2 protein-coding genes are annotated in these 3,137 nt (G+C 55.5%); one reads left to right on the top strand and one right to left on the bottom strand.

What is annotated here, in order from left to right; translation table 11 throughout:
* A partial coding sequence (locus tag AWB75_RS36150; protein WP_200823083.1) for a hybrid sensor histidine kinase/response regulator occupies positions 1-1,529 on the bottom strand: 1,529 nt, incomplete at its 3' end.
* Positions 1,530-2,573: 1,044 nt separating this feature from the next.
* Between AWB75_RS36150 and AWB75_RS36145 the strand changes: the two genes are divergently transcribed.
* Positions 2,574-2,927 (top strand): DUF4148 domain-containing protein, encoded by a 354-nt coding sequence (locus tag AWB75_RS36145; protein ID WP_061128707.1) that lies wholly within the window; start codon positions 2,574-2,576, stop codon positions 2,925-2,927.
* Positions 2,928-3,137 lie beyond the last annotated feature (210 nt).

Raw genomic sequence — 3,137 nt, 5'->3', positions numbered from 1 at the left:
GAGGTGTCCCCCGACCACAGGATTGCAGGGATCGAAATGTTGGTAGCAGAGCGGACCGCCATAATCGCAGCAATACCGTCCTCGTGTTCGAGCCGGTAGTCGGAGAGGATGAGGTGCGGACCGCTTGCCAAAGCCTCACTACGCAATTGCTCGATGACGTCCGACGATGATTCCCCGGCTACGACGTAGCAGCCACGCTCGATCAGGCGCATCGATATTTCGACTCTTAGGTCGCTATTGTCCTCGATGATCGCCACGACCATATTGGTCAGGTCCGGGTCGCCGTCTTCGGCCGTTTGAACCTCCCGCAACTCCGGCGGTATAAGCCCCATGAACGGGACCGCAACCGAAAAACGCGAGCCCCGCCCTGGTGTCGACTCGATGTGGAGCTTGTGACCGAGAAGGTTCGCCAGCCCCTGAACAATGGACAGACCCAGGCCGAACCCTTTTTCCCGATTCCGCTCGGGATTATCGACCTGTACATAGCTTTTGAAGATATCCGCCTGTCTACCTTCAGGGATACCGATCCCATTGTCCCAGACGCTTATCTTTATGTGGCTGCCTCTCCTTTGGCAACTCACCAGAACATGCCCTTTCTTTCCTCCCTGTTCGGAAGGCGTGTAACGGATCGCATTGGTCACCATATTCCGAACGATCCTGTCCAACGCAGGTCGATCCGTACGGACCAGATAGGGGCGGCAATGGAGTCTCATTTTCAGCCCCTTCGCCTCAGCCAGCGGCTGCATATCCACGACTATGCCGCGTAAAAGGGAAGGCAGCGCCACCTCCTGAATTTCTACATTCCAAGTGCCGGACTCGAGGCGGCAGATATCCAGTGCCCCGTTAATCATCCCTTCCATCGCATCCACTTGCTTTTGCGCATTCGAGACGTCCGCAACCAGCTCGGTCGATTTAATGCTCCGCTCAATATGATCCAGCTTCAGGCCGAGCATTGTGAGCGGTTGACGTAAGTCATGGCTTATTGCAGCGATAAATTGGTTCTTCTCCGCCGTTGCCGCTTTCGCCTGCGATACCGCATCCTCGAGCACAACCTCTTTTACACACGTGCGTTGCTGATCGTTGCAAATGAACCATGCGACGACACAGTAGCCTATTACTTGGGCCGTATACCAGTCAAACATTCCAGGTCGTGCAACAAAAAAATATGGTGCTATGTTGCATGCGAATGGAATAATGCCGATCAAGAGTGAACCGAAAACCGCACGAAAACTGGGTGCAAGCAGCAGCAAAGCAAATGCTTGCCCGATCATCGTCAGCTCCAGGAAGCCATACCTCGCGAATCGGAAGTAATGACCATGAGAGAACACGGAGTTGGGTGGGATCAGTCCAAAGCTGGCCGCCGCCCACCAGAACGATGTCAGCATGACCAATGCAGCCCACGCCCAGTGCATCTGCTCGACCGCCGTGACGCCGGCGTCCTTCGGAAGCGCCGCGGTCTTTTTCAGTAGGTATGCCGCCAGGGGAGCGACTATTCCCCACAGTCCCAGGATCCAGACGACACGGAACAACGGGTAACTATCCGACTTTTCAATCCACGATCCAAATACGAACCAGAACGGGCTTCCGACTACCAGTAGCGCAATCCAATATACGGACCTGCGGGAAAGCAACCGCAATAATTCGCGCGCTACGCGAAGTTTCTGGTCGGTACTGAGTGCTGCGACCGGTCCCACAAAGAGATTGGTAAGTTCGGAAAATCTACGGAGTTCGACTATGTAAGCCGTTTCATCTGCGTACAGTGATGGTCCGGGCCCGGGCCTTTCGCCCGCGCCAGAATCACGTGGTGTTCGGGTACGGGACGCCATTACAGGGCTCCGGGGATCAGGTGCAACTATACGCCATTGTGCTTGCGGCCCGTCAGCAAGTCGATGACAAGTGTTCTTTTTTCTACCGAACAAAAGTTCGGAAATCACGCAGATGTCCCTACCCGAGAATGGTCCCACTGTGCCAAGCGTCGGGTGCAAGACCGTCGAACCTCCGATTGAGCGTAAGTATGAGGCTGTGCTCGCGGGCTCGAAATGCCAGTAACTCATATCCTGTTGACGCAAAAGTTGCAAATTGCGATACAGGGTGCTCATTCCGTGCGCCGGGTCGAACTCTAATGCGTAAGCACGGGTGCACCGTACGCTCAAGAAGCCATTTCAACGAATGCCGTGAAGCGCCACCGAACATTCATTCCCCCGCGAAGGAACATTTAATGCCGAACATCAGATTATCGATGTAGCAACAAATGACACGTTTACACGGTTTAACAATGCAACATAATTCGACACAAGGAGCGCGCCGATCACCGAGCAATGGCTCGCGTTCTTCTCTTGTCGAATGCCTGTTATGAGTACGGCTCTACAACCGGCGATGCGGAAAACGGAGTGTGCCCGACATTGTGCACATCACTTGCAGCGAGATTAAATAATCGACAGTACGCCCCCGAACAGGGACAGCTGATTCGCGAACGACTGCACACCCATATCAACCTTGGTCTGCGGAACCGGTTCTGGCGTCTTATTCGCCATCCTGAACAACAAGTTAGCTATTAATCACGGAGGTCCACTATGAAAACCCTAGCATGCCTTGTCCTCGCCAGTTGTGCGCTCGCAGGCCCGGGGGTCAGCTTCGCTCAGAGCGACGCGCCAGTCTTCCGTGCTCAGATGCGTGCGGAACCGATCCGTCTCGAGCAGGGCGAGTATCGCGTGGGCGACGTCAGCCATGAGGACTATCCCGAGCAAATTCATGCTGCCGAAGCGAAGATCGCCGCACAAGACAGCCAGCAGGCGGGCAACAGTGACTTTGGCGCCGGGGCGAGCAACGGTACCTCAGCTTATGGCAGCGTTCAGCCTGTGCCGGATCCCTCGTCATCGTCGTGCGTGGGGCCCGCAAGCTACTGCAACATTTTCTTCGGTAATTGACCGCCGATGGCTCGCCCGACACCGCCCCGACGATTCAGGCAACGGCCCTTGATCGTCCGGAACGTCTCAACGGAGGCGTCCGGATCTTCGGACCCTCCGAGACGGCCAGCCGGCGAAATGATGGACCCGAGGCCGATATGCATTGTCTGCCACATGGCGTTGCCCTCGTTGAAACCTTACGTCGCCGACGTATTTCCTAAACTCAAATGA

The sequence above is a fragment of the Caballeronia catudaia genome (assembly GCF_001544755.2).
Classification (GTDB): domain Bacteria; phylum Pseudomonadota; class Gammaproteobacteria; order Burkholderiales; family Burkholderiaceae; genus Caballeronia; species Caballeronia catudaia.
This window is presented reverse-complemented; position numbering and strand designations above follow the sequence as displayed.

What these genes read in the sequence shown, in the direction of transcription:
- AWB75_RS36145 (WP_061128707.1), top strand. Translation starts at nt 2,574, where the DNA reads ATGAAAACCCTAGCATGCCTTGTCCTCGCCAGTTGTGCGCTCGCAGGC.